The organism is Anaerolineales bacterium (genome assembly GCA_015075725.1).
Taxonomy (GTDB): Bacteria; Chloroflexota; Anaerolineae; order Anaerolineales; family Villigracilaceae; genus Villigracilis.
In genome coordinates this window covers 1,064,840-1,086,375 of sequence record JABTTV010000001.1, presented here as the reverse complement: position 1 = coordinate 1,086,375, position 21,536 = coordinate 1,064,840, and the positions used below count along the sequence as shown (strand labels likewise).

Here is a 21,536-nt window from a genome sequence, read left to right as displayed (position 1 = left end):
CCTAAAAAACGAAAAGCCGATCCCGCCAGCGCAAGCGGAGAGTAGATGCACTTTTGGAATGAAAAGGAAATCGACATGACACAACTTCAACTCACCTCCTACCGCGATATTCTGCGGAACAAAAATTTCCTTACCTTCTGGTCGGGATTCACGCTTTCCTCTCTCGGCGATTCGCTCACCCGTGTTGCGCTGACATGGTACGTCTTTGAAGAGACCAAATCCGCGCAGGCGTTGGGCATCCTCGCCATCGCATATACCGCCCCGATCCTTATCGGCGGGTTCATTGCCGGTACTCTGATCGACCGCTTCTCCGCACGCAAGGTCATGATCTGGGATAACTTGATCCGCGGTTTCGCCTTTTTCATTATTCCCGTCCTTCACATGTTGGATTTGTTGGAAGTCACTCATATCTACATCTTTGCCGCAATCTATGGAAGCCTGATGATGATCTCGCTGGCAGGCGGCCCGACCTTGATTCCCTCCATTGTCAAGGAGGAACAATTGGAAACAGCCAACGCCATGGAGACGTTGATCTACACGTTGAGCGGGGTGATCGGCTTGCCGCTTGCCGGGTTCCTTGTCGAGTGGATCGGGATCGCCAATGTGGTGGTCATCGACGCGATTTCGTACATCGTTTTTGCGCTGGCGCTAGCGCGCATCTCTGTGGCGGAAGCGGGTCATCATTCTGCCGAAAAACAGACCACGTCGTTCAGTGTGATGGACGCGGCTCGTTTGATGGTCGTGAACAAGGTGATTCTCTCCACCACGCTCATGTTCATGGCGGCGAACATCGGGCTTGGCGTGATGACGGTTTACCTGCCTCTCGTTTCAGATCAGATCGCGCCGGACAGTTCAAGTATGTACGGGACCTTGCTGGGATTCATGGCGCTTGGGGAGGTCATCAGTTCATCGCTGGCGGGCACGCTTGTGACAAGGACGACGTTGGGCCTGCGGATCGCCTTTGCACAGGTTCTCTCCGGATTAAGCATCGCCTTTTTGCTGGCGGGATCCGCATTCTGGGCGGCGGGAGCCGGACTTTTCCTCCTCGGTTTTTTCAGCGCGCCTCTCACCATTTGGGCGCAGACACTTCGGATGCAAGTCATCCCAACCGAGTTGCGCGGCAGGACGTTTGCGTTATTGCGCACTATCATGCAAGGCGCGACACCCATCGGCGGTGCGCTGGGAGGATTTTTATTCCCGCTCGCAGGATTGCCCATGATGATCGCCATTTCCCTGTTGGTGATCGGTCTGCCCGGCTTGGCGGGTTTGCAGGTGCGTGAGTTAAGAGAAGCGGGTTGAATTTAGAACCTATTCTTTTCGGACGACCCCCTCACGCCAGGCATACACGGCCGCCTGGGTTCGGTCCGCGAGATGCAGTTTGCCCAAAATATTGCTCACGTGTCCCTTCACGGTTTTTTCGCTCAACACGAGCTGCGACGCAATTCCCGCATTGGACATCCCATCCGCAATCAACTTCAAGACTTCCAACTCGCGTTCGCTCAATTCGGTGAATGGATTCAACGTGCCTTCGCGCCTGCCCTGCAATTCCTTGATAACGCGCGCCGCCACACGCGGATGAAGAACCGCCTCGCCCTCCGCGGCTTTCCTCACCGCCGACGCCAATTCCTCCGCGCTGACATCCTTGAGAATATAAGACAGCGCGCCCGCCTTCAAGGCAGGAAAGATATGTTCATCTTCATGATATGAAGTGAGAAAAACGATTTGCGAACGCGGACTTATTTGCTTGACGCGGCGCGTCGTCTCGACCCCATCCATATCGGGCATGATAAGGTCCATGAGAATCACATCGGGGATTGACTGCGCTGCAAGTCTGATCGCCTCTTCGCCCGAACCCGCCTCGCCCACAACGGTTATATCGGGTTGCGTTTCCAAAAACGTTTTCACACCCTGACGCACCACCGCATGGTCATCCACCAGTAGGACCGAAATCGATTCGTTCATTCCAACCTCCTCAACTTTGCAGTAATTTTTGTGCCATGCCCTTTTTCGCCCACCACTTGAAAAACTGCTCCAATTTGAGACAACCGCTCTTGCATGGATCTAAGGCCAACGCCCTTTTGCAAATTATCCACGTTAAATCCCATTCCATTGTCCACAACACAAAATAATATATGGGAGTCTTCATAAACCAACTCAATGTCCACTTGCGTAGCTCGGCTGTGGCGGGCAATATTCGATAGCGCCTCCTGAATGACACGGAAAAACGCCTGCTCTTCATTGACATTCAAAGGCAGATTGTCGCCCACCCTGAGATTGGTTGCCATATTGTTTTGCTTCGACCATTCGTTGACATATTCCTTGATTGCGTCGGTCAGTGATTTACTCTCCAACACGGGCGGCCGCAAGGCGTTGATGAGCGTGGTCAGCTCTGCGCCTGCCTGTTGGGCGAGTCGTTCGGCTTCGGTTATCGATGAATACGCTTTATCCGATTCGGACAACGATGTCCGCGCTGCGCTCAATTGCATCGAAATGGCGAAGACCTGTTGCTTCACCGAGTCGTGCAGTTCGCGGGCGAGGCGGTTGCGTTCCTCCACCACAGCCAGTTCCTGCAGCTTCTTCTGCGTGGACTGCAACTTTTCCACCAGTTGCTGGTTGTGTTCGCGTGCCAGTTCCGCCTGTTGCAGGATGTGACCGAAAACACCCGAAACGGCATACGTTACAAGGTAAAACGCCGCCGCAAAGAAACCTTCCGTGCCATGGGTGATCAACATTGCCGCACTGACCGTGAAATAATATGCGGCGATCCATAAAACGGCAGCGTTGCGCGTCAGGACCAGCGCGGCATGGATGGCGATAAACAGGAAGATGAAATTGATCGGGTCAACTGAAGAGCCCTGCGCGGCAATAAGCATCAGGGCGAGCACGGCAAATTGCGACCCGAAATAGAGAACCGGATTCTTTTCGTAGCGTCCCGCGCGAAACACAAAGCGATACAACAAACCGCATATCGCGCCCAAACCAAGCAGGGCTGACTGGGCTGGAAGGGATTGCAATCCTCTCACAGCCAACAGCGACATTGCCCCGATGCTGATATACGTAGCGACATCCAGCGAGGCAGGGATGCGGACGCGGACGACGGTGGAACTGAGCATGACGGGATTGTACTCCCATCCCCCGCGCGTTGACCTCATGTGGTGCTCCGACATTCACCCATCGTTTCTTTCTTGAATGTGCCACCACTCGCGGAATATCCGACACAGCCCTTCATCATCGAACTCAACGACGAAAAGGCAATCCAGCGCGAGACGTTTGCCCGATTCGATGACGGTGAACTTCGATTTCCAGCGCGCGATGCCGCAGGTTCCCTTTACAGAAAGGATTTCAAAGTTGGATTCTTTATCTTTCAGGGTTTGTGCGCCTTTTTTCCAATAGCGATGGATCGCGTCGCGTCCCGTAATGGGTTCATCGAATGGATTTTCGTAATAACGGGCGTCCGAAGCGAAGAGAGCGGTGGAGGCTTGCGGATCGTTCTCTGCGCTGGCGCGGCAATAGGATTCCATCCATCGCTGGAATTGCATGCGAGTCAATCCGTTTATGGGGCTCATGGCGCATATCCCAGTTTGAATTTCGATTGCCAGATGATCATCAGCGCGGCGAGACAGGCGGAGACGACAAAGAGGATGTAGTACATTTCACGCGCCCCGCCTGTGAACGCCTGAAGCATCATGTTGCCCGTCAGGAGGTTGGAGGCAAGATGGAAGACCATGACGGCGGGGACGCTTTTGCCCGATTTATGATAAAGCCAGGCAATGATGAATTGAAACGCGAAACTAAAGAACGCCGCATCGTACCAGGCGATACCGCCGTAAAGCACCAATGGCAGGTGCCAGATCGAACGGAAGAATCCGGTCAGGAGCGCAGCGGCAAGCGTCCCGTAGGAATGAGGCGCAAAGCGTTCCTGTAATTTCACGAGCGCGTAACCCGTCCAACCCGGTTCTTCCCATTGTCCGCCCATCAATAGGAGCATGATGAGCGTGCCGGTCGTGGGAAACGGAAACGGATTCACCGCCTTCGCGCCTAACAGAAGGCTGGCGACGAAGGCTGCCAGCAGATACGCGAGGATGATCGCGGGACCGGCGAAATACCACCAGCCCGCGCGGAAGTTTGTCAACCGCTTCCAATACTCGCGCAAGCCTGCCCTGTCCGAAGTCAGCCAAATGACGATGACCGCGGCGAGCGCCGGACCGTGAGGAAGCAAACCACCATTCGCAAATGGTGCGGACGACCAACTCAGGGTGTATGCCAGCAAAAGGAACAATGGAAGTTCGTACGTTTGAAGGAAGGTTCTTTTGGTGTTCATGCGATCACACCTGCACCTGTTTTTCTTCCGTGCGCGAGAGCCGCGCAGGACCTGCAACGACGGTTATGACAATTGCCGCGAGGGCTTCGAACAAAACGTAGAAGATATATGCGCCCATATTCCCGCTCGATACAGTGTTCGCCATCGGCATGAACACGCCGACTGCATTCGAGATTGCATGACTGACAGCGACGATTAATAAGCTTCCTCGCGTGTTGTTATATAGCCAGGTCTGGATAACGGCAAACGCGAGGAAATGAAGCGCCGCCCAGCCAAAGGCGGTTGCGTTGAAATGGGTGATGTACTTCGGCAGGTGCCAAAACGCCCAGATCGCGCCGAGGATCAGCGTGGAGGTCAGGGCGTTATATTTTGACTGCAAGCGCGGCAGGACGTATCCTCGCCAGCCCATTTCCTCCCCATTGGTGATGAGGTCAAAGAGAAAGAAGACAGGGAAAAAGACCAGCGGGGAGGCGGACGCGCCGAAGATTTGATACGCCATCGCCTCGCTGAAATCGGGGGGAATTCGAGCCAATGCGGCATTGAGATAAACTCCCGCGATAATGCAGAAAGGCTCGAGCAGGAGCGCCGCAAGGAACCACCTCCAGCCGACGCGCCAAAGGAGGAAGCGTTTGAATAACCTGATCATTTCATCCCTGCCGAGGGTCAGCCACGTCATCAAGAGGGATGCGAAGATGAATCCCCAGCCGAGAGTGATATAGATCGGGAAGGGAACTTCGAACGGCATGACGCCCGAGTTCGAGAGGTCGATCGTCCACGTGTAAACGAACATCAGGACGAGACCGATAATCAGCGAGTGACGCTTCAAAAAGGCAGTCGTCAAATTCATTGAAATCTCCTTTGGTTGATGTCCCAAGGATATCGAAATGCCTGTGGTTTGAGAAGCGCCCCAAGACCGTTTCCCGGCAGGTCTTAAGGCGGTGTCTTGGTAACGGGTGTTCGGCCTCTCTGGATAAGAGCGAATATTTAATTTGCGGGGTTGTATCAGGCGGAGATTTTTTGTGGTTTGGCAATGGTTAGAGGGCTGGACGAAAAAACTAGGTACTCCCCCGACTTACAACTAGGTATTTTCCACGATGGCACGCCATCGTGTCTTTGATTTAATGCAGCCATCGACGCAGGGCATGCCTGCGAGATCAAACTCAAACAGGAAAAATAATGAGCGTATAACTTTAGAAAAGACTGGAGAGGTGCCCCCTGAATTTGAAGGATAGACATCGGTATAAACATTTGGCTTGCAAGACATACTCAATTTTATAGAAAAGGAAATACGAATGAAAACTTTTACCAATGGAACCAATATTTTGTTGATCGTTATGTTTGTTTTGGTGCAGGCATGCGGCGCTTTGCCCGCGTCGAGCGAGGGGTTTGCGACTGAACAACCTTCTGTCGCACAGCCTACACAACCACCAATTGATGAACCCGAGGAATCGGTTCTGCCTGTTCCTCAAAGCAATGTCGTCCCTGTAAGTCTTCCAGAATCTGTGAGCGGACATGCAGGCGATCAAGTCTCCGCCCTGGACAAGGCGATTTCCGGAGGCGACCGGTTCACCTACGGTCAATTCGAGCGCCCGTTCAATCCCGGAAGCATGGATGTATATTTCCCGAGCCTTGATATCGTGGACACCCTCGTTCATCAGGATGAAGCCTGGATCTACGGTTCAATCCAACTCAATGCGCTTGTAGGTGCGGACGTGTCAGCCGATAAATATGCCCTCGAGCTCGACACCGACCGCGACGGCAGAGGAGACTGGCTTGTCATCGTCTCGAATCCCGCCTCCGCCGATTGGACCGTCCTGGGTGTGCAGGTCTACAACGATGCAAATGATGATATTGGCAGCCTTACCCCGATGTTCACCGACGAGGGCGCAACCGGCGACGGATTTGAATCCATCGTCTTCGACCAGGGTGCAGGTTCAGACCCGGAAGGCGCGTGGGTTCGCATCTCGCCCGATAACCCGAATCTAATTCAGATTGCCGTCAAACGTGCCGTGGTCGGGAATCCACAAACCTATATGATCAGCATGTGGGCGGGTCATTCCCTGCTCGACCCGGCGCTCTTCGACTTGAACGATGCGTTTTCACATGAACAGGCAGGCGCCGCAAACCCCGGTTATGAACTGTACTATCCGATCAAATCCGTCTTCGAACTGGATAGTTCCTGCCGCATGGCTGTAGGTTTCCAACCGGCGGGTACCGAACCTGGGCTTTGCAATGCTCCCATTCAATATACGATCGATGAACCTCCAGCAGAAGTTTACAACCAGCCTGCTTGTCCCCCATGCCCTCCCGGAACGAGCCTGGTCAAGGACTATCCGGATTGCGAATGTGTCGGATAACACCCTCTCTGTATCGATAATTCCTTCAAAACAACATAAAAGAATCCCGATCATTTGTTCGGGATTCTTTTCTTCAGCGTAAAGAAGTTTCTCGTTTACCAGAATTTCAAAATTATTAATCGACTCATCCGCCGCGCCAGGACAAAGGTTACGAGAGGAGGCCAGAAGACGAAACAGGTTTCACTTCGTAAACTTCCATCCCGTTAACTGCGAGTGACGGACAAAGGCAGCGAGAGCAAGCAGGGCAAATGAGGATATGGCGTAAAACTGCCAGGGGCTTTCGGGCGTGACGCCGACAAAATCCAGCGTGGGCACAGCATTGAGGATGAGATACATCCACGTGACGTAGATGACTTCGAAGGGTTTGCGGCTGGAGGTCAGCACACCGAGGGCGAGCGCGAGGGAGGGGATGAACAGCGCGCCGCTCATCCATGCGAGGAGGCGGGTGATTTCACCATCGAGGAGGTGGCGCAGGAACGCGCCCGACCCCATCAGCGCAGTGACAGTGAAGGCGGCAAGCCACGCAGCGGGTAGTTGGTTAAGCGTGGGTCTCGGTGCGGAGAAGACAATTTCACTTGTATTGTGCAAGGCTTCGCGGTTACCCAACGCGCTTAGAAGCAGAATCATCCACAGCCAGGCAACGGCGAGCAGGAAGGCAGTCGTCCCTTGCGGCACGGCGACTTGGGCAATGACCAGCCCAAGCGATGTCAGATACCACCACCAGCGTCGCCCTTTGAGGAGCATTTTCAATTCGGCGAGATAGAGTGCGCCAAAACGGAAGCGCCGCGTGTTTGGGAGCAAGGTCAGGTGAATGTTGGGGAGTGGGGAAGGCTCGGAAGCAGAATCCCGCGCGGGGTTGGGATTGAGGCGTTTCTTCCCGCGTAGAACTTTCGCCGTGTTGAATCGGTCGAAGAAAAGGGCGGCAAGCACAGCGAGTCCAATCGCCATCAAAACGAAGGCGAAGCGCGGCAGGAGGATGTCGGCAGTCCACGCGAAACCGTTGTACAGAAAGTATTTGACTTCGGCGGCGCTGGTCACGATTTGAAATGCAAAATCGCCTTCACTTTCGGGGTAGATCATTTTTGCGGCTTGCGCGATGCGGTCTCCGATGAGACGGAGACCTGTCGGGTCGAGCATGGGCTGGTAGGATTCGGCTTCTAAGCCGGGAATGAGCCCCATGAAAAAGAGGAAAAAATAAACGACGTTGCCGAAGCCGCCGCGCAGCCAGCCGACGGTTTCAAAGAGAACGGCAAGCGCGGCAACGACCGCCATGCACGGGAGCGCGAGGAAGAGCAGCGGCGCGGTCAATGCCCACAGATCGAGCGGCGCGCTGCTGAAAAAGAGATTCATGGCAATGCCCGCGAACATGAGGATGACGACCATCACGCCCAGCACGGCGAAGTTGCTCAGCCATTTGCCGAGCGCATACAGCGGACGCGAAAGCGGCGTGGTGGCGATGATCTGCCCAACGCCCGTCTCGTAATCGCGCGCGACCGAACCTTTGACGAGATAAAAACCGAACCAGCCGAGAAATATCGTGACCGTGACGGTCATCAACGCGCCGACCCACGGTGAGTTGACTTCGCCCACGTAGTTGGGCGGCACGCTCATCACCAGCGCGCCTGTCGCGGAGAGATACCCAAGCCAGACCACCAACCCCAACATGACCAAAAAACTATAACGACGTGTGCGCTCGAAAAAGTCCGCGCGCGCCATGTGGAAGAGCGTTCGCAGGCTGTTCATTGCGACGCTCCATTTTGCGAAACGAGTTGGAGATACACATCTTCGAGACTCGGCGGGACGGGCTGGGCGTTGGACGCGGGAGCCGCTTCACTCACCGCCCGAACCTGAATCCCATCCTGACGGCGGATGACTCCGCTGATGATGTGTTTCTGCTTGAGCGCGGGCAGGGCATCGGAGGGAATGACCCACTGCCAGACTTTCCCTTCAAGAGTCTGCAATAATTTTTCAGGCGCGGCGTGCTGGAGTTTGCGTCCTTTGTTGATGACGACGATCTCGGTGGCGGTCGCTTCCACGTCCGAGACGATGTGCGTGGAGAGGAAGATGATGCGCTCGCCCGAAAGGTCGGAGAGCAGGTTGCGGAAGCGTACGCGCTCTTCGGGGTCGAGTCCCACCGTCGGTTCGTCCACGATGAGCAGTTGCGGATCGTTGAGCAATGCCTGGGCGATGCCGACGCGCTGCTTCATCCCGCCCGAATAGCCGCCCAGCGGTCGCTTCGCGGCGTGGACGAGGTTGACCAGCACGAGCAATTCTTCGATGCGGCGGCGCGCGGACTTGGCGTCCAAGCCTTTGATGGCGGCGATGTATTCGAGAAATTCCAGCGCGCTTAAATTGGGATAGACGCCGAAATCCTGCGGCAGGTAGCCGAGCGTGGAACGCAGTGCGTCGGGCGCTTTGACCACGTCCACGCCGTTCCACTGGATCGTCCCTGCGCTGGGCTGGGTGATGGTGGCAAGCATGCGCATGAGCGTGGATTTGCCCGCGCCGTTCGGTCCCAGCAAGCCGATGACGCCGGGCTTCACTTCGAGGTCAAAATCGCGCAGACCCCAGAAGTCGCGGCGGTATTGTTTGGAGAGGGATTGGATGGTGAGGTGCATAAGAGTTTCCTTTTTAACTTTCTTTCAATATGATTAATGCAATGCAGGCGGATTATCCACATACGGTTTCAATGACTTGAAATGCGGCATGGGGATACCCCGTTCCTCGCCCGATTTCAATACGTCGCGGTAGATGACTTGCAGTTCGTCCACCGCCGTGTGCGTTTCCATGATCTTGCGGGCGGGCAGGTTGGTTTTCATCATGTACCACACGCCCACCGCCGCGAGCCAGACGGGAAGATAGAAGGATTTCGCGTCTTCGAAGGAGTCCACGTTCACGCCTCTTGCGCGACAGACTTCCAACGCTTCGCGCCCCGCAAGGATTCCTTTTCGCAAAAGCGGAATACTGTTCAATAGTTTCTGCGCACTGCCTGCCTTGAACGCCGCGCCGATGATTCCGCTGTTGATGGCGAAGTGAACCCACAGCCAGTGCTGCATGTTGAACTGCACATCCACCTTGATGTCCGCGCCCCGAAACACGTTTGCAATGCGCTCCAGCCGCGACGTGGATTTGCCGTCCAGTTCGCCGAGCCGAATCTCGTCGAGCAATGCGCCGTCAAGAGTCATCCCATTGTAACCGCCACCCGCGACGGGGAATCCCAAGAGGTATTGTGAGCGCGGCAGATATTGGTCGAGATTATCGATGCCGTCCCAATTGCCGTTGAAGATGAGAATGTCGGTGTTACCGATTTTATCCCTGATTACGGGCATAACCGAATCGAGTTGATAATGCCGTACGCTGACAATGATAAGTTCATAACCATCCGCGCTGGAGAATTCTTCGACGATTTTCACCGGATAATGCACGGATGCCTGCTTCGGCGGATTTTCGCGTCCGTCCAGGAAGTTGAGACGGATCCCGTTCCCGAACATTTTCTTCTTCCCAGGGCGGACGTAATGCGTCACGTCATTGCCCGCCTGTGCCAGGGCATAACCATAGAGGGTGTTGATAACACCTGCTCCGAACATGAGGATTTTCATGATGCCTCCCCTTTTGGGTACTCTTTCACCGTTGTTCTTCCCAGCATTTCGAGTTGGACGGATATCAACACGATCCCCAATCCGTGCAAGCGGCGTATTAAACCGACCAACCCGGCTTGATCCATGACGATGTTCGAGAACGTGGTCACCTGCGTGTCGTCAGCCAGAGTATCGGAACGGACATCGGCTTGACCGAACCAAACCAGCCACGAGGCGTCCGGCTGACCGTAAATATGAATCTCGTACTTATTTTGCGAATTCAAACTGATGGATTGCGTCATATTCACTCCATGGCAGGAGTTACGCCAGACCAAGAACGAGTCCCAGGATCAGGAAAAGGAGATATACGCTCTGCCCCGAGTGCAGAATGATCGAGAACCAGGTCGTGCGGAATCGTCTGGCGGGAAAGGTATACATCCAACCCGTCAGAACGGACGAGAGGATGCCCCAGGGCTGGTGAAGATGATAGAAGCCGAAGATCACACCATTGGCGACCCAGTCCCATTTGCCGAACACGCCTTCCATTTTGGGGAGCAACACGCCGCGGAACAGGAACTCCTCGCCGAGGAACGTATTGAACAGCGCATTCACAAAGAGCACCCCGAGTAATCCCCACGCGCCGACCATCTGCGCGCGCAATTCAGGAGTGAACATTGCGGACGCATCGTAGCCTTCCCGCTCGGCGAAGAAGGGGAAGATCCCCGTCCACAAGTTGACAAGCGTATCCCGAAAACCGATTTCCACGAAGGCAACAAGCAGGATCAGCGGAATGATCCACCACCACAAGGATTTCTTCGTCTCCCCGCTTCGCGCGGACTTTGGGTGGTTCAGCCAGAAACGACGGCTGATCGTCCCCAGACGGATGTTTCCCTCTTCGCGATAGAGAATGATCATCGCCAGCGCAAACTGCCAGATCAGCCCGACAGTGAGCAATTTGTAGCGCAACAGACCTGCGTCCAATGGCGGGAGTCCGGCGCTCAGGGTGGGATAAGCCACCCAACTCAACAGCCACATCGGCGCGCCGCCTGCAAGCCAGATTCCGAGGATCTGCCAGAGAGTGTATTGATCTTTTTTAGATGTTATTTCCTGTGTTGACATGAGATTTCTCCTTTATTGAACAACCTTGTCATTCTGTTCTAAACCAATCCCATGATAGCCATGATGAACATGAATATCAGACCCAGGGCGTCAAACCCATGAACGATGGCTCCCATCCAATAGGATTTGAAGCGTTTTGCGGGCAGGGAATAGGTCCAATCGAGGAGCAGGCGCGCGGGGGTATTCCAGATGAAATGCAGATGGTATGCCGTGAACAGAAGGTGGTTGGCGAGCCAGTCCCACTTTCCGAACACGCCGTTCATTTTGGGCAACAGGATTCCACGGAAGATCAATTCTTCACCCAAAAGGTAATTGAACACGATCTGCACTGCCAGCAAGCCCAATAACCACCACTGTCCCACGGCGGGTCCAGCCAGGTTTTGGATGACCGCATAGGGACGCGGCTCGAGAAACGGTAGAGCCTTCAACCACAGATCATCAAGCCATCCAAGGTTCGAGAACCCGATAACGGAAATCGCGATGAGTGGGATCGTCCACAGGAAAAGCCATTTCGAGGGAATACCTGTCCTGGGATCGGAAGGGGTGTATAGCCATAATCTGTCCTCCACGCCCTGCCAGGTGAATGGTTTCACTTCGCGCCTCAGCAGGATATAGGCAAAGACTCCCTGCCAGATCAATCCGGCATTGATCAAAAAGAGAAACGCGAATGGACTCACGCTCCCGCGTGAGAGCAGGATGGGCATGACCACCCAATAGCTGATTCCCATCGGCAGGGCGGCGCCTGCCCAAATGCCGAGGATCTGCCATAGTGTATATTGGTCTTTATTGGATGTTATTTTTTGAGTAGACATGAAATCTCTCCATTTCGTAACCAAAAGATCCTTATTGCGAGCCTGAGGGTTGCGCAATTCCTTCTTTTGATGGCTGAACGGTATCAGGCTGTCCATTCTTAATTTCAAGCACGTTTCGATTGAATGCGCGGGAGAGATTCTCTGCTCCAGCCAGCGGGACGACGACAGCGGTGATTAGCACAGATAAACCCGCAAGGGTGAGAATCCCGCCAAAGGGGACATTGCCCATGCCGAGATATCCAGCCCATGCATTGCTTGCGCCATGGAAAACCGCCGCCAGCAGAACACTGCCTTTGGTGTTGTTGAACAGCCAGGTGAATTGGACCGATTGGACGATCACAAACATTGCGTAGCCGAGAATAGCGGGGAGCATTCCGTTTGCCAATCGCTGTTCGTACTGGTTTGTCCCCTCGATGAAAAACAGGGGGACATGCCAGGTGGCCCAGGCGACTCCGACAATGAGACCTGAAACCAGCGCGTTATGGCGGGATTGAAGCCGCGGCAGGAGAAATCCTCTCCAGCCAAACTCCTCGCCGATCCCTGCCGCGAGGGTGAGAAAGACGAACGCGGGAACGATTTGATACAGCGGCTGAAGCCCGCTCCAATCCACAGACGGTCCGCCCAACAAGTGATACACGTAGAGGGCAGCCACAGATGGGACGATCATGAAGAACAATGCAAAGATCCACCAGCGGATACCGACCCGCCAGATCAGGGCGCGGCTGAGCAATTCACGCAGTCCGCCCTTGCGACCTTCGATCAGAACGAGCACAACCGCTGCCACACTGGAGCTAAGCGCCCCAAGTTGGATCCACGCCGGGGGAAGTAAACCAGCAGCCACGGCAAGCGCAGGCGCAAAGCCAAGAATCATGGCAAGGACAAGTAGGGATATTGCAGGGTATTTCTTAACGATTGTAGACATTTCATTTTCTCCTTTTCTCATGATTGGCTGGCGGGGACGGATGGCGCACCCGCCAGCGTTGAAATAGTCTCCGTGTAGTCGGCGCTCTCTTGCACCGACTACACATGTGAATTGTTTTAATACCGCCAGCCCAACCAGTTCCAGTAATGCAGGAACCAGACAAAAGCGGCCGCCGCGATCGTTGCCAACGTGTAATAGATACGATAGGCGACGCCCCAATAGCGATCCTTCCAAGCTAGCGCGGTGTAGACCAGCGAGGCGGGAGTCAGCAAGGCAGACAAGACGCCCAACCCCATCACGATCTCAACGATCTGTGGAATGTCGTGCAATTCCGACGGGCGCATGGGGCGGAACCACAGCGCGAGACCGACCACGAACAACACATTCAGAAGGCTGATGCCGAAGAGGATCGAGTCCGCTGTGCGGGCGGATCGTGAAGCGGGGGCAAAGCGGCGATTCCGAATCGCGCGCACCAACGCCACCGGGAACATGGACAGGAACATCAGGATGCAACCCAGGGCTAACAGCATATTGAAGCCGGTCGTTTCATACCAATCCATTTTTACGTAACCATAATGAGGGCTGAGGTCGAAAAACAAGTTGGTAATACGACCCTGATCGTCCTCTCGGAAAACGATGGAAAGCGAACCATCCACCTGGCGGAAGTAAAGCGGCTCCACTTCCACAAAGCGCAGCTCGTGCCCTCCCCCCATGGGAACAACCAGCGTGCCGTCACCGCCATCACGGATTTCCAGCGCGCCATCGCCGAAAAGCCGGGCTACTTTTTCAGGGGTGGTGGAGTGGTTGTTGGCGGCTTTGTAAAAGCCCGCGAACCGTTCCGCGCGTTGAGCAAAATCCGCCGGGGGTTGGATGGGAGAAACCGCCGGGGCGGGATAGTAATGGTCAAAAAACGCCCTTTGGAATCCAAAATGTTGGAAAATCAATGCCCCCTCCCTGGCGCCCAGGCTGTTGTAGGTTACATATACACCCAGATGCTGGTCGGGCAGCAGCAGTAGTTCGCTTACCATCACTGGCGCATACCCTGTGTGACCAAGAACCAACTGACCGTTATCGCTGAAATCGAACAAGCCGTACGCCGTACCGCGCAGGCGCGGGTCGGGAGTGTACAGGGTGGTCAGCATTTGCCGCGCCGTGTCTTCTTCCAAAATGCGAACCTCAGTGGAGGCATTGCCGTAGAAGCCGCCTTCAAGGCGCGCGATCATGAACCGCGCCATGTCTGTGACGCTGACCCAATGAAAGCCCGACGCCAGTCCCGCGGGCTGGGGAAAATAATCAGGGAACGGTTGGAAGGCGTCATCAACGAACGTATAACTCTTGGAGGCAAACGGGAACAGGTTCCCCGGCATTTGCGGTTTGACGGTTGAGTGAGTCATGCCCAGCGGGTCAAAGATATGTTTCTGGATGTACTCCTCATACGGCTCGCCCGATACCTGCGCCACGATATATCCGCCCAACATGGCGTTGTAGTTCGAGTAACCTGCTATTTCGCCGGGCGGACGCACCCGACCCGGGAAATTCGCGATCATCCATTCGCGTTCGGGAACCAGTTCGCTGGCGTCCGGGGTCAAACTTCCGACCCAGCGGTCTTCGATACCCGACGTATGAGTCATCAAATGCTTTAGCGTGATCGGCTGTGGATAGGTATCCGGGATGCGAAAATCGAGATAGGTGTTGATGTCCGCGTCCAAATCCAATTTGCCCTGCTCGACGAGTTGCATCACCGCCGTCCAAGTGATTGCTTTGCCGACCGAGCCGGTGCGAAACATTGTTGTTTCAACGTCAACGGGAATTTTGTTTTCAAGGTCAGCGTACCCGTAGCCTTTGGCAAAGAATAACTGCCCATCCTTGACGACTGCGACAGCCGCGCCCGCGATGTGATTCTCGTCCATTTGACGCGCGAACAACTCGTCCATGAACGCTTCCATCTCCGCCGCATCGGTCGGACCCTGTGCCTGATTCGGCGAAACAGGCATTTCCTCCCCTTTTGCGACTCTTCCCACCCCCGCCGCAACAGGCACGGCAATAGTCAACATGAGCAAGACGGAAATCACAAGACTGATCGAAAGTTGTTTTGTGTTCATTGTCGGGTCTCCTTCTTGGGGCGAATACATTGCCTGCATTCTAGGGCTAAAGGTAAAAAAAAGAACCACATAAACATGTGGTTCTTCGGTGGAAAAATATGTGGTCTGGATATCTGGTTAGATCAACCTCATCTCCCGTGCCTTCTCGATCGCCTGCATCCGTTTGTTGACCAGCAATTTGCGATAGATACTCTTGACGTGGAATTGCACCGTGTTCAGGCTGAGGAAGAGTTTCTGCCCGATCTCTTTATAGGATTCCCCCGCTGCCAATCGTCTCAACACATCGAGTTCCCGGTCGCTTAATATATCCTCCGGCACGGAGGCGGATTTGACTTCGATGGATTTTCCTGGCATCGCCTCCAGCAGGCGTTTGACGTAGGCAGAGAGATCGTTGTTTTTCAAATGCCGAAGCGTGGATTCAAGCAGAGGGCGCAGGAGGTCGGCTTCATCAAGAAAGATGCGGAAATATCCCCTTGGGGCAGCCGCCTCGAGCGTGGGCTGCATCAAGCAACGCGCCTCCTCCGCATTTCCCTCCACATGATACATCAGCGCTCTGAGAAGCCAAATCTCGATCAGCCAGTCGTAGAGCTCATGGGTATTCGCAAACTTTTCCTGGCGGGCAAAGTATTTATGAACGTCGAGGAAAGAATAAGCTTTTTGATTTCCTGCAACTGACTTTGTCAGGTTGTAGGCATCGCTCAGGTGAGTCTGAAATCGGATTCTACTCATTAAGTCAATACCGGTTATGTCGGGTAAGGCGCTAAACCTGGCTGCGGCTTGTGTCACCGAGATATGCGCTTCCTCAACATTGAGCTTATGCTCCTCCGGATCGTACACCGAAAAACGCTGCCGCAACGTCTGTGCATAAGGGGCGCTTTCCGGTCGGGTCTCTTCAAGGAACTTCAGGCTTTCAGCGATTCCTTCCCGGTCACCTTGAGCGGAGTGCAATCGCGCCAGGGCGGCATAGCCTTTCATGTGAGTCCGGAACTCACCGGTCCAGCGGATAAGACTCAGACCTTGAGTCAACGCCTGTTCCGCTTCTGCCAGAAGATTTTTCTCGAGAAGGACGCATCCTTTCAGGATGTAAAGCGCGCCAATGGGAGGAAATCTTTGTCCAGCAAGGAGTCGGTTGAACCGATCAATATTCGCCTCAGAAAGCTGCAGGGCAAGTTCCAACTGTCCTTTTATCATCGCGATCAGGATAAAGTTTACCGGCCCATAAATGGCGGCATAAAAATTCCCGCCAGCCACGCCATCCTCAAGGGTTTCTTTGAATGCTTTCTCAGCGGCTGGCAGGTCGGCAAGCGCCAAATAACCGTTACCGGCAACCATGGCATTAACACTGCGAATGGCTTTTTCATTTTCCGGGAGGAGGCGCTGGGCGTTTCGGGTCGTTTCGATCAATTTTCCAGCCCCCTCTCGCGTCAAGCCCGGCGTTCCCATAACAAATGCTTGAATGGTCGCGATGTGCCCAGCCACCAGGTTTCGCAGGGCTTCATCCGAGTTGACGTGGTCCAAGGCATCCCCGGCGGCTTGCAATGCCTGTTCCGCTTCCCGTATGCGCATTGTTTTTCGTTGCATCAAGACCAACGACCAAGCCTTGCAGACGCATAGCATGGGAGAAACTTGAATGAGCGGTTCCGGGAGTCTGTCGAACCAGCCTGCAACCGTCGAAACCTCGCCCTGATAGATCATCGGCAGGGCATGTCTCTCGATCAATCTGGACACTTTGCCGCCATCCGATATCTGGAAGGCATGTTCGACCGCCTTCTGGATGAAACCGTTTTTCTCATACCAGTCCGCGGCGCGTTCGTGCAACTCGGACACGCGTTCCGGTTCGACCTGCAAAAGTTGGTTCTTCAATAGTTCGCCGAACAGAGCGTGGTAGCGATACCAGTTGCGCTCTTCATCAAGGGAAACCAGAAACAGGTTGTTGCTTTCCAGATATTGGAGAATTTTCTTGCTTTCCCGTTGTTCGGTCACGGCTTCGCACAGGGGAGCGGATAACTGGTCCAAAACGGACGTTCGCCGCAGGAATTCCCGCATCTCCTCCGACTGGCTGTTGAGGGTTTCTTCGATAAGATAATCCAGAACGTGACGGTGAGTTCCGCCAAACGCCTCGACAAATTTTGCCGTGTCCTTGTTTTCCTTCAATGACAATGCCGCCAGTTGAAGACCCGCAGCCCAGCCTTCCGTCTTGTCTTTCAGGATCTCCGTTTCCTTTTTGGAAAGATTGACTCCCATCACGTCCGCGAAAAATTCGACCGCCTCTTCGAGGGAGAAGCTCAAGTCCGCCGCGCGAATCTCGGTGAGTTGATTTCGCACCCGCAGGCGCGTCAGCGGCAGGCTGGGGTCTTCACGGGTTGCGATGACCAGCCGCAGGCTGGCAATGGATTGAGTGAGCAAGTATTCGACAGCCTGATCTATCATCTCGTTTTCGATCAGGTGATATTCTTCCAAAACCAAAATGATCGGCTGATCCAGACCGTGCAGGTCATTGACCAACAATCCAAGCGCAGCAGTAGGATTTATCTCCTGCGCGTTTTCCACCATCTCCAGCGCGGACTGACCGAGATCGCTTACCGCCCTGCCCAAGGCAGTAAAAAGGTAAGCGAGAAATTGTTTGAGGTCGTTATCCGATTTTTCCAGCGTGACCCAGGCCACCGGGCATCCCGCCTGCTCCACCCACATGCGAATGGTGGTGGTTTTTCCATATCCCGCCGGGGCGGATACCAAAGTAAGCAAATGTCCATCACGCAATCCGTCGTTCAATTGCTCGAGGACTTTTCTTCTGGGAACCAGAATCTGGCGCAAAATCGGCAGACTGATCTTGGTCGCCAGCAAGGGATCGGACATTTGTGTGTCTCCGGAGAAATATCATTCCTATTTTACAACAAGCCCGGGATGTTTTGCAGTATCCACAATTTGGAGATCGCTGGAAGGAAATTCATCTTTGATCCGGAGATCAATACATTGATAATGAAACAGGAGCGACAGATTGTTTGCGCGTATAATTCACACAAAAGGATTACCGGTATGAACAACAAACAACTTGCCGATACATTCACGCTGATCGCCAACCTGCTCGAGATCAAAGGCGAGATCATTTATAAAACGCTGGCATATCGAAAAGCCTCCGAAAGCCTGATGGGCCTGGGGCGCGAGGCGGAGGAATATTGGAAAGAGGACAAACTCGAGGATATTCCCGGCGTTGGCAAAGCCATTGCGGAAAAGATCGACGAGCTGCTTTCCACGGGAAAGCTCCAATTCTTGGAGAAACTGAAGAGGGAAGTGCCCGAAAGCCTGGCAGGCTGGCTGCAGGTCCCTTCGCTGGGACCGAAAAAGATTTCACTGATCTGGAAAACGTTGAATATCACAACACTTGCGCAGCTTGAAACGGCGGCAAAAAAAGGCAAATTGCGCGACCTGCCCGGCATGGGCGCGAAATCTGAAACCGCAATTTTGGAAGGCATCGCTTCATTGGCGCGGAGGTCAGGCAGGCTTCCGTTGGGGAGGGCGTATCCGCTCGCGCAGGAGATCATCCGAGTCCTCAAAGGCGTGAAGGGAGTCGTCGCCGTGGAACCCGCCGGGAGTTTAAGAAGGATGCGCTCCACCATCGGCGATCTCGACATCCTGGTTGCATCCAAAGATTCTGCAGCGGTGATGGAGGCATTCGTCAATCTAAAAGGCGTGGAACGCGTGCTGGGAAAAGGCGATACGAAATCAAGCATCGAATTCTTCGACGGTGTGCGCGCGCAAATTTGGGTGCATCCGCCGGAGGAATTTGGAACGGCGCTTCAATATGCGACCGGCTCCAAAGATCACAACGTTCAGCTGCGTCAGATCGCTTTGGATAAAGGTTTGTCCTTGTCGGATCATTCGTTCAAAAAGGTCAAGGGCAAAGGTGAGATATTTTGCTCAACGGAAGAGGAGGTGTACAAGACTTTGGGCTTGCCGTGGATACCTCCCGAGTTGCGCGAAGGGCGTGGCGAAGTTGAAGCGGCGAAGAAAAATAAACTACCGAAACTGATCGAGGTGAAGGACATTAAATCGAACCTGCAGACGCACTCTACCTGGAGCGACGGTAAATTAAGCATGTTGGAGATGGCGCGCGCTGCGGCGATACGCGGCATGAAGGTTATCGCGTTCACTGATCATTCTGCAAGCCTCGGCGTGGCGGGCGGCATGAAGATCGAAGATCACAAAAAGCAGGCTGCTGAGATCAAAAAGATACAAAAGGAACTCGACAATGAGATCCTTGTGCTTCATGCAACGGAGGTGGAGATAAAAGCCGATGGCTCGCTCGATTATCCGGATGAATTTCTCGCCTCGCTCGACCTCGTACTTGCATCCATCCATTCCAGCCTGCGCCAGCCGAGAGAGAAGATCACGGAGCGTATGCTGAAAGCCGTGAGAAACCCGCATGTGGATATCATCGGTCACCCGACGGGACGCGAACTTATGCCGGATAGGGAAGGGGCGGATATCGACATGCAAGTTGTTTTGCAAGCCGCGGCAGAATCCGGTGTGGCGATGGAGATCAACGCCCATCCCTCGCGCCTCGACCTCGACGATGCGTTTGCGAAGCGCGCCAAGGAATTGGGTGTGCTCATCAGCATCAACACCGACGCGCATTCCGAAGGCGATCTGGACATGCTCCATTACGGAGTCGCCATTGCCCGCCGCGCCTGGCTGACAAAAGATGACGTGATCAATTGCTGGTCAACTGAGAAGCTCTTGAAGTGGTTGAAACAGAGGGGATGAGCAATTGGAGAATAAAAACGCAAAACGAACTGCGTTATTGATCGCAAGCGGCACGGATATTCTAATCGGCGCGCTCGGGCTGCTTCTTTATTTTGGATTCATTCCCCTGGACATAGAGGGCCTGGGGATTCCCCGGTGGATTGCGGGAATGGTTGGTGCCGCGTTGTTCTTTTCCGGTCTTGCTGTTTTCGCCCATAACTTTTCCAGGCCGGGTTCACCCGAGTAAGAAATAGGGAGAAACGACTTCCATGAAAAGCATGTTGAAGCCAACATTCCTAAAAATCCTGCTCACTGTAATCCTGTTCGTGATATTTAGCATCGTGTGGAGCCTGGTAGTCCCTTTTGTCATCTCGGATACGTTTCCGCTTGGGTTTCCCTTCCCAATCATCCTTGCCTGGGGACCATGCCAGCCGGGGGAGAACTGCTCGGAGTTCAGCACAATAAATCTGATCGTGGATGTCGCTATCTGGTATTTCATCGGCGCATGGACCGGGAGCCGATTCCAAAAACCGCGATGACCAGATTAAAGTCGATTCTGTTTTTCATGCTTGCGCCGGGTATGGTTGCAGGCTTGATTCCATTGGCGCTGTTTCGAATCGGTCCGAGGCTTGAAACCGGATTCCTCACTTTCCTTGCCTTTCCATTATGGGTAAATGGAATCGCGATTTTGGTCTGGTGTTTTTGGGATTTCCTCGTCAAGGGAAAAGGCACACCCGCCCCGATCGATCCGCCGAAGCAGTTGGTGGTTTCAGGTTTGTATCGATACGTCCGCAACCCGATGTATATGGGCGTGCTATTGATTCTTATCGGTCACTTCGCATGGTTTGGGTACTGGGGATCATTGATCTATGCAGCCGTTGTATGGATTGCATTCGATCTCTTTGTCAGGTTTTACGAGGAGCCGAATCTTCGTTCCAAATTTGGGGCAGACTATGAAGGTTATCTCAAGCGTGTACCTCGTTGGATTCCGCGCTTTCGATGATTCCAAGCCCTCGCATCAATTGCTTATAATGCGGGTTCTTCGATGCTGGAAAAATTGAAAGCCCGCGCTCGAGCATTGAAGCAGGAAGCGTATGCCGTCTACCTCGGGTCGAAGGATCCGCGCACGCCGTGGTACGTAAGGGTGCTGATCTTTTTGGTTGTTGCTCACACCTTTAGCCCAATTGATCTCATCCCGGACTTCATCCCAGTGTTGGGGTATCTAGACGATCTGATTATCACTCCGGGCGGATTATGGCTGGCAGTTAGGTTGATTCCGCCAGAGGTGATGGAAGAGGCTCGCAGGGAGGCAGCAAGCCGGGGCGAAGTGGGAGGCGCGGGTTGGGTTGGGGCGGTATTGACCATCCTGATTTGGATCCTCCTTCTGATCTGGCTGGTTAAAATTCTGGCTAAGATTTGAGATTCGGCTGGCAAATTTGTAAAGTAGCTGTAAGCAGGGCGGGCGGGGCTGGACAAATATCACTTAAATTTCACCCCTTCTGACATTATAATAGTGTTGCATTTCCACGAGGTCCGAGAACCGCCCCTTTATAATGCCTTTGGCAATATTGTACTGGTTTTC

Annotated in this window: 20 protein-coding genes; 6 read left to right on the top strand and 14 right to left on the bottom strand. The window is 54.0% G+C overall.

Annotation, left to right across the window (positions count from 1 at the left end):
• Nucleotides 1-75 precede the first annotated feature (75 nt).
• A complete protein-coding gene (locus HS100_05230; GenBank protein ID MBE7433297.1) occupies nucleotides 76-1,299 on the top strand; it encodes an MFS transporter in 1,224 nt (407 codons plus the stop codon).
• 9 nt (nucleotides 1,300-1,308) lie between these two features.
• Here HS100_05230 and HS100_05225 read toward each other — a convergent pair whose 3' ends face one another.
• Genes HS100_05225 through HS100_05205 form a run of 5 tightly spaced genes read right to left on the bottom strand, consistent with a single transcriptional unit; the run spans nucleotide 1,309 to nucleotide 5,168 of the window.
• Nucleotides 1,309-1,962 (bottom strand): response regulator transcription factor, encoded by a 654-nt coding sequence (locus tag HS100_05225; protein MBE7433296.1) that lies wholly within the window; start codon nucleotides 1,960-1,962, stop codon nucleotides 1,309-1,311.
• Complete coding sequence (locus HS100_05220; protein MBE7433295.1) at nucleotides 1,959-3,113, bottom strand: sensor histidine kinase; 1,155 nt, start codon at nucleotides 3,111-3,113, stop codon at nucleotides 1,959-1,961. Before HS100_05220 ends, HS100_05225 begins: the two co-directional genes overlap by 4 nt.
• Nucleotides 3,114-3,167: 54 nt before the next feature.
• Nucleotides 3,168-3,566 carry a nuclear transport factor 2 family protein gene (locus tag HS100_05215; GenBank protein ID MBE7433294.1) on the bottom strand — a complete coding sequence of 133 codons (399 nt, stop codon included), beginning with the start codon at nucleotides 3,564-3,566 and terminating at the stop codon, nucleotides 3,168-3,170.
• A complete protein-coding gene (locus HS100_05210; protein MBE7433293.1) occupies nucleotides 3,563-4,321 on the bottom strand; it encodes a CPBP family intramembrane metalloprotease in 759 nt (252 codons plus the stop codon). The genes HS100_05215 and HS100_05210 overlap by 4 nt, the downstream gene beginning before the upstream one ends.
• Nucleotides 4,322-4,325: 4 nt before the next feature.
• Nucleotides 4,326-5,168 (bottom strand): CPBP family intramembrane metalloprotease, encoded by an 843-nt coding sequence (locus HS100_05205; GenBank protein MBE7433292.1) that lies wholly within the window; start codon nucleotides 5,166-5,168, stop codon nucleotides 4,326-4,328.
• Nucleotides 5,169-5,613: 445 nt separating this feature from the next.
• Between HS100_05205 and HS100_05200 the strand changes: the two genes are divergently transcribed.
• Complete coding sequence (locus tag HS100_05200; protein ID MBE7433291.1) at nucleotides 5,614-6,678, top strand: hypothetical protein; 1,065 nt, start codon at nucleotides 5,614-5,616, stop codon at nucleotides 6,676-6,678.
• A gap of 180 nt (nucleotides 6,679-6,858) precedes the next feature.
• Here HS100_05200 and HS100_05195 read toward each other — a convergent pair whose 3' ends face one another.
• From HS100_05195 to HS100_05155, 9 genes are all read right to left on the bottom strand, one after another.
• The gene (locus HS100_05195) at nucleotides 6,859-8,421 is read right to left on the bottom strand and encodes a hypothetical protein (protein MBE7433290.1); all 1,563 of its coding nucleotides are present in this window, start codon (nucleotides 8,419-8,421) and stop codon (nucleotides 6,859-6,861) included.
• Nucleotides 8,418-9,296 (bottom strand): ABC transporter ATP-binding protein, encoded by an 879-nt coding sequence (locus HS100_05190; GenBank protein ID MBE7433289.1) that lies wholly within the window; start codon nucleotides 9,294-9,296, stop codon nucleotides 8,418-8,420. The genes HS100_05195 and HS100_05190 overlap by 4 nt, the downstream gene beginning before the upstream one ends.
• A gap of 33 nt (nucleotides 9,297-9,329) precedes the next feature.
• On the bottom strand, nucleotides 9,330-10,277 hold the full coding sequence (locus HS100_05185) for a ketopantoate reductase family protein (protein MBE7433288.1): 948 nt from the start codon (nucleotides 10,275-10,277) through the stop codon (nucleotides 9,330-9,332).
• Nucleotides 10,274-10,558 (bottom strand): hypothetical protein, encoded by a 285-nt coding sequence (locus HS100_05180; GenBank protein MBE7433287.1) that lies wholly within the window; start codon nucleotides 10,556-10,558, stop codon nucleotides 10,274-10,276. The genes HS100_05185 and HS100_05180 overlap by 4 nt, the downstream gene beginning before the upstream one ends.
• Before the next feature lie 19 nt (nucleotides 10,559-10,577).
• On the bottom strand, nucleotides 10,578-11,375 hold the full coding sequence (locus tag HS100_05175; GenBank protein MBE7433286.1) for a CPBP family intramembrane metalloprotease: 798 nt from the start codon (nucleotides 11,373-11,375) through the stop codon (nucleotides 10,578-10,580).
• A 38-nt stretch (nucleotides 11,376-11,413) separates the two neighbouring features.
• Complete coding sequence (locus HS100_05170) at nucleotides 11,414-12,187, bottom strand: CPBP family intramembrane metalloprotease (protein ID MBE7433285.1); 774 nt, start codon at nucleotides 12,185-12,187, stop codon at nucleotides 11,414-11,416.
• Between the two features lie 31 nt (nucleotides 12,188-12,218).
• Entirely contained in the window at nucleotides 12,219-13,109 is an 891-nt protein-coding gene (locus HS100_05165) for a CPBP family intramembrane metalloprotease (GenBank protein MBE7433284.1), read from the bottom strand.
• Between the two features lie 116 nt (nucleotides 13,110-13,225).
• Nucleotides 13,226-15,211, bottom strand: a complete 1,986-nt coding sequence (locus HS100_05160) for a beta-lactamase family protein (GenBank protein MBE7433283.1) — start codon at nucleotides 15,209-15,211, stop codon at nucleotides 13,226-13,228.
• A gap of 117 nt (nucleotides 15,212-15,328) precedes the next feature.
• Nucleotides 15,329-18,067 carry an AAA family ATPase gene (locus HS100_05155; protein ID MBE7433282.1) on the bottom strand — a complete coding sequence of 913 codons (2,739 nt, stop codon included), beginning with the start codon at nucleotides 18,065-18,067 and terminating at the stop codon, nucleotides 15,329-15,331.
• 180 nt (nucleotides 18,068-18,247) lie between these two features.
• Between HS100_05155 and polX the strand changes: the two genes are divergently transcribed.
• From polX to HS100_05135, 4 genes are all read left to right on the top strand, one after another.
• Nucleotides 18,248-19,975 (top strand): DNA polymerase/3'-5' exonuclease PolX, encoded by a 1,728-nt coding sequence (gene polX, locus HS100_05150; GenBank protein ID MBE7433281.1) that lies wholly within the window; start codon nucleotides 18,248-18,250, stop codon nucleotides 19,973-19,975.
• Nucleotides 19,976-20,223: 248 nt separating this feature from the next.
• Entirely contained in the window at nucleotides 20,224-20,493 is a 270-nt protein-coding gene (locus HS100_05145; protein ID MBE7433280.1) for a hypothetical protein, read from the top strand.
• Complete coding sequence (locus HS100_05140; protein ID MBE7433279.1) at nucleotides 20,490-20,957, top strand: isoprenylcysteine carboxylmethyltransferase family protein; 468 nt, start codon at nucleotides 20,490-20,492, stop codon at nucleotides 20,955-20,957. Before HS100_05145 ends, HS100_05140 begins: the two co-directional genes overlap by 4 nt.
• Nucleotides 20,958-20,999: 42 nt before the next feature.
• Nucleotides 21,000-21,374 carry a DUF1232 domain-containing protein gene (locus tag HS100_05135; GenBank protein ID MBE7433278.1) on the top strand — a complete coding sequence of 125 codons (375 nt, stop codon included), beginning with the start codon at nucleotides 21,000-21,002 and terminating at the stop codon, nucleotides 21,372-21,374.
• Nucleotides 21,375-21,536 lie beyond the last annotated feature (162 nt).